4 protein-coding genes are annotated in these 5,720 nt (G+C 42.4%); 1 reads left to right on the top strand and 3 read right to left on the bottom strand.

What is annotated here, in order from left to right:
- From F6K52_RS31140 to F6K52_RS31130, 3 genes are all read right to left on the bottom strand, one after another.
- Positions 1 to 2,663, bottom strand: a 2,663-nt coding sequence (locus tag F6K52_RS31140) for a peptidase domain-containing ABC transporter (protein WP_293088037.1), incomplete at its 3' end; no start/stop codon positions are given.
- 583 nt (positions 2,664 to 3,246) lie between these two features.
- Entirely contained in the window at positions 3,247 to 3,861 is a 615-nt protein-coding gene (locus F6K52_RS31135; protein ID WP_293088035.1) for a helix-turn-helix domain-containing protein, read from the bottom strand.
- A 150-nt stretch (positions 3,862 to 4,011) separates the two neighbouring features.
- On the bottom strand, positions 4,012 to 4,746 hold the full coding sequence (locus F6K52_RS31130) for a peptidylprolyl isomerase (protein WP_293088033.1): 735 nt from the start codon (positions 4,744 to 4,746) through the stop codon (positions 4,012 to 4,014).
- A 603-nt stretch (positions 4,747 to 5,349) separates the two neighbouring features.
- Between F6K52_RS31130 and F6K52_RS31125 the strand changes: the two genes are divergently transcribed.
- Complete coding sequence (locus F6K52_RS31125) at positions 5,350 to 5,622, top strand: hypothetical protein (RefSeq protein WP_293088031.1); 273 nt, start codon at positions 5,350 to 5,352, stop codon at positions 5,620 to 5,622.
- Positions 5,623 to 5,720 lie beyond the last annotated feature (98 nt).

Raw genomic sequence — 5,720 nt, 5'->3', positions numbered from 1 at the left:
CTTACCACAACTGAGGGATAACCCATGGCAATGTTTTCCCGAATGGTTTTGCCAAACAGAAATGTATCTTGGTTAACTACACCAATTTGCTCCCGCAATGAGCGCAGGGAAAGACTGGTGATGTCTTGACCATCAATTAACACTTTGCCATCTGTGGGGATATAAAGCCCCAAAACTAATTTGGAAATGGTGGTTTTCCCTGAACCACTGCGACCGACTAGGGCTACCATTTGCCCTGGTTTTACCTCAAAACTGAGATTTTCGAGTACATTAATATCGCTTTGAGGGTGATAACGAAAGGTAACTTGCTCAAAACGAATGTGACCCCTCAGTTGTGGTAAGGATTGGCGAGATTGCTGCTGCAAATCTTCTTCTGGTTCCGCATCCAGCACATCATTGATCCGTTCCACTGCAATCAGCACTTCCTGCAATTGATTCCACAAAACGGTTATTCGCTGGAAAGGAGCAATTACATTATTTAGCAACATATCAAACGCGACTAATTGACCGATGGTGAGTTGGTTTTGAATCACCAGCCACGCTCCATACCACAGCAGAGTAGTAGTAGCAACTGTTTCGATAGTATTACTGAATATTTGTAATTGGTTGCTGATGATTTGTCCAGAAAAGCTAATTTTGATGGACTTATTTAAGAGTTCCTCCCAATGCCAGCGCACTGTTTGTTCAACTGCCATGGATTTAATTGTGTTAATCCCGGTCAGGGTTTCGATCAGATAGCTTTCTTGATTAACTAAAGCATCGAATATTTCTCGGGAAATCCGGCGCAAGAAAGGCGTGGCGATCAATGCCAGCAGGAAAAATGGCGGGACAATTAATAATACTAGGGCTGCCAGTTTCCAGCTGTACCAAAACATCAGACTTACGTAGATAAAAACAGTGAGTAAGTCGAGCAAAATTGATATCGCTTCGCCAGTGAGGAAACTTTGAATTTTTTGGTTTTCCTGGACTCGGGAGACAATGTCACCGACAAAACGAGATTCAAAGAAGTTTAAGGGTAATCGGAAGGTATGGCGAATAAACCCGACAATAAGCGCCAGATCGACTTTCTTAGCGGTGTGGTCTAGCAAATATTGCCGCAAGCCAGTCATGGCAATTTGGAATAAGCCAAACAGCAGCAAGCCTAAGCCAACAGCGTTTAAGGTCAGGGTACTACCTTGCACTATTACCCGGTCTAACAATAGCTGTGTGAATAGAGGTGTAACTAGTCCGAAGATCTGAACTAATATAGATGCGATCAATACCTCAAAAAGCACCAGCCCGTGAGGTTTCATTAATTCAAAGAACTGCCAAAAGGCAACACTCGCCTCCTTGGCTTCCTTCAGCATTGCTGTGGGTTGCAACAGAAGGGCATAGCCAGTCCAATTTGCTTTGAAATCGGAATGGTTGAAGGTTTTTTGACCAATGGCAGGGTCTCCTACAATTACGCGATCGCGAGTGACTTTATAGACCACGATGTAGTGTCTGCCTTCCCAATGGGCAATAGCAGGCAGTTTCTCTGTTGCCAATCGGTCGAGACTAGCTTTGACCGGTCGGGTCGAAAAACCGATGCTTTCTGCTGCTGCTGCTAGACCTCGTAGTGATGTGCCATTGCGGTCAACATTGGCAACATCCCGCAAACGATTAACACTGAAACGCCTACCCCAGTAGCGACCGATCATCACTAAACAAGCAGCACCACAATCTGAAGAACTCTGTTGGGCAAAGAACGGATAGCTTTGAGTAACTTGCTGCCACCAATGGCTGACTTTGACTGTGGGGTTAGGAAAGTAAACTCGACGGGTCTTGGGCTTTGGTTTTCGCTGTGGAGGGGGTTGAGCAGGTGCGACAGCTGACAAGGTCTTAGCCAATGCTGGCATAGGTTGGTCGTTAGGCAATGGGGTAGCATCAGACTCAATCAGCTCACTAAGTTGTGGCAAGTGGAGTAGGGCAATTTTGCTATCAGCATTGCTGAGACTATATAGCTTAGTTGGCATCCTCACCTGCCAAGAGTTTCCTTCCTTTAACTGGGAGGGAGTGTAGATGCTGCCAGCATTGAGGGTTTTGCCAGAACCATGGAGTAGCTCTCCGTGTCCGAGCAGCCAAAGTTTTTGATTGTTTAGTAGAGAATCTGGGAGTGTGCCGACTTCGAGAGTATAAGGTTTCAATAGCGATAGCGTTTTAAGTAACCCTTCTCGGGGTAGATTCTCGAAAAAACCATTGCGACGACACAATAAGAATAGATCCCGCAATACCGCTTGTCTATGCAGGTGATCCCGGATGCTAGGATAGTTACGGAGCAAGGGCTGCAACAACTCACCAGCAAGATAGCAAACCTTGAGCTTGACAGAAGCTCTGGCTGTGTAAGGCTGAAACGATTCTTCTGGAAACAACGTCAGCTCGCCGAAGGTGCTGGATGCTTCTAGAGAAGTCAGTAAGTTATTGTTGTGATCAAGGAGCCTGACTTTGCCAGCCATAACGATGTAAAGGCCAACATTGCCATTACCTGCTTGCCAGAATCCCTTACCTGCTCTTGGTTCCAGAATTTTAATACCCTTGAAGCAGCGGTCGAGTTCTTGTTGAGGGAGTGCTTGTCCCAGGGTCTGGGCAAGTTGTTGAGCAAAATATTGCTTGAAAGCAGCTTGAGACGATGAATCCTGAACCATGGAGTTTACTCCAATCAATCAAAACATTCCTAGAGCTTTAATTCAGTAATAAAAATATCGCTATTTGTAACACGGTATTCATGCACAGTTGCTCTACATCTGCTCTACGTTCAATTCTCGATTTAGTTCACCATGCCCCTACACTACATGTAGTCTTAAAATAGTTCACCTCGAAATGCTACATGTAATGAGTTGATGCCATCCCGTAAGTTTTGAATGACTAAAATATACCTATGATATATTACTGAATTAGCTCTGATTAGGATTGATTTTACAATCATTAATTCCTAAGTATTGCAAGAAATAATCTGTTTTTGTCCTGGTGCACAAGTGTCAGTTATCAGTAAGTTTTCAGTAATTTTATTACCAGTTATGATTTGTGTTATTACTTGTCCGAAGGACTATACATTAACTCTTAATAACCAACTATTAGCTACTCAGTTATTGCCACCATTTTGTACTAGCTGCAAGCGCACTAAGCATTAAGGTGTTTGACATTCCTAAACTCCGAAACTCAGTAATAACTTACTTCTGACTTCTGACTTCTAACTTCTGACTTGCGCATAGCGCTATACTAGCTGTATTAGCTGCTAATTTTTTGTGGATTGAATGGCCACAATTTCAACGATTCAGTTAATGAGGCAGAAGGCAAGTTGCGAACAACAATGCCACAACCCTCAGTTTTAGAAGAGTTCTTGGTATTCTGAGCCTTGGAGGATTTATGGCGGGTGGAAAGTCCCATTTTTTTGAGCAGACGGTTGATATGGCGATCGCTGACTTCAATGCCAAACTCTCGGGTCAGATGCTTGTTCAACCAATGGGCTGTCCAAGAGTGAAATGAATAGCCATACTCACGGGGGCTATGACTCACCAGCTCTTTTAAACGTTCAAGGTATTGGTCATTAATGGTCTTAGGTCGGCCAATTGGCAAAGCATTCCAATTGTGCATGTTACCCGTTTGGAGTTGGCAAATCCAATACCGTGCGGTTTCTTGAGAGCAGTGTAATGCTGTACAAATTTGAGCCTGAGACTGACCTTGATCTGCCAGCAACATAATCTCAATCCGACGACGGTATTCTGGGCGTAAATGGGTTTTTAGGCTTTCTAGCAGCAATTGTCGTTGATCTGGGGTCAAAAACTGACCTGCTTCTATATCGCTGCTTTCTGGAGCACCGTGTTGAACGTAAGTTACAACCATATGACAGCTAAATTCGTTGACACACCCTATACTGATAAAATTCTGTGAATTTTTCAAGAAGTATCGGTAAAGTTTTATTGAAGACATCGTAATTATGAAGCTCTCTCACCAAAAAAAACAGCCATTATGGCGTTTATATCGATGCTCCGGTTATAAGTGGGCAACAATTTCTATCTGTTCCAGTTGTTCCTTTAGCCAGTCAGAAAACAACTTTGAAAGAATCTCAGAGTGCAACTGCTCATCCAATTGCGGCTGAATGATTTCCTCAACCAAAATCAGGTGTACTCCAGATGAGGTGACAATGGGTTGGAGAATCTGGGGCGGACTGGCAGCAAACACCGCTGCAGCAATCTCTGGCTTGAGTTGTTGGCGCTGTAGTATTCCTCGATATCCTCCAGAGCGGCGCAGTGACACGTCCTGAATATATTGGCGAGCAATCTCATGGAAACTGATTTCTCCTTCCTTGAAGGCATAAAAGATTTCCCACCCTAGGTCTTCGTCCTCCAAAACCACTTCGTACATGACGACTCCGGCATAATCAAGCTGGTGCTCATAAAAAAAAGACTCAACTTGATCGTTAAACAGATGTTGAGCGACCTTGTCAGCGATAGTGTTGGTATAAATCAATGCTTCAAAATCATCCAGAGATAGATGATGTTTTTGCAGCCACGACCAAGTCTCGTCAGTGTTATGAAGTTCGGTGGCGAGACGGAAGTCGTCTGCTGCCTGTTGGAGTTCTTCGGGCTCCACTTGAATCCCAGCCTCTGCTGCTGCTGATTCAATAATTTTGCAAGTAACGATGCCTTCAAGTAAGGTAGGAATTTGGCAAGAGAGCCTGACATGCTCAAAAAGAGCTTTCTGGTCAATAGTAATCAAGCTTTGCATAGTATACTGCTGAATTTTACTTAATTTTAAACTCAATCGTTAGTTGGATGAGGCACTAGACACTCTAGCAATCCTATATGATTTGTGAAATATATTGCCCGAAGCTATCGCTATAACCCTTGCCCAGTAAAGATTTACGAGTTTGCATATTTTACAAATGATTTATAATTGCTATATACCTAATACCTAACACCTTGACTTAACCCTAAAAACTAAATTGAAAAACTACTAGGGTTGAACTAATTAATCAATTTTTATTCTAGCCATCCATCTTTGAATTATGTCTGATCAAAATCTTATTTTTTGTTTAAATAAGACATAAGTAAGTGACTTGTGTCTTGCTATCGTAAAGAAAGACATAAGTCACTTATTTATGTCCATACATAAAAGACTAATCCCATTATTTATGTCTTTAAAAATTAGATATAAATTATTTATTTATGTCAATTTCAGGCTTTAGTTAAGTCCAAAAATAAGCCACAAAACTATTGACTTTTATATTGCTGGGTACGATGATTAACTTAAGAAGTTAGCAAGCTTACTAGTCATGAATAGTTGGATGCTAACTGAATAACTAACATCTGAAAGTAAGGAGAAATCAAAATGTCTACTATTAAAATCGCTGAACTTCGTCCTGCTGGTTCTGAGTTATTCCAAGATTCTGAAAGCTTCCTCAATGAACTAAGCGATGGTCAGGAAATGAACATGGTTTTAGGAGGATTCTCTGGCTTCCCCTTTAGCTTTGGTACTTTCCAGACTGTACAAAGCGTCCAGAGTATAGATACCGCTAGTATCGTGAGCAACAGTGTCGTTACCGGCAACTCAGTTGTCTCGGTGAATAGCAATGTCGGAGGTAAGGGTAAGAAGAAGCACTAAGTTCCTTAAGTAAAGAGATTTCGCTCTTTAGGAAGTCGGTTGTAACTGATATCTTGCACTAATGTCAGTAGTCAGCCAGGGATTTAAACCCTGGCTGA

It is taken from the genome of Moorena sp. SIO3H5 (genome assembly GCF_010692395.1).
Lineage (GTDB): Bacteria > Cyanobacteriota > Cyanobacteriia > Cyanobacteriales > Coleofasciculaceae > Moorena.
This window is presented reverse-complemented; position numbering and strand designations above follow the sequence as displayed.

Excerpts from the sequence above, each read along its gene's own strand:
- F6K52_RS31130 (WP_293088033.1), bottom strand. The coding sequence starts at position 4,746 with ATGCAAAGCTTGATTACTATTGACCAGAAAGCTCTTTTTGAGCATGTC.
- F6K52_RS31125 (WP_293088031.1), top strand. The coding sequence starts at position 5,350 with ATGTCTACTATTAAAATCGCTGAACTTCGTCCTGCTGGTTCTGAGTTA.
- F6K52_RS31135 (WP_293088035.1), bottom strand. The coding sequence starts at position 3,861 with ATGGTTGTAACTTACGTTCAACACGGTGCTCCAGAAAGCAGCGATATA.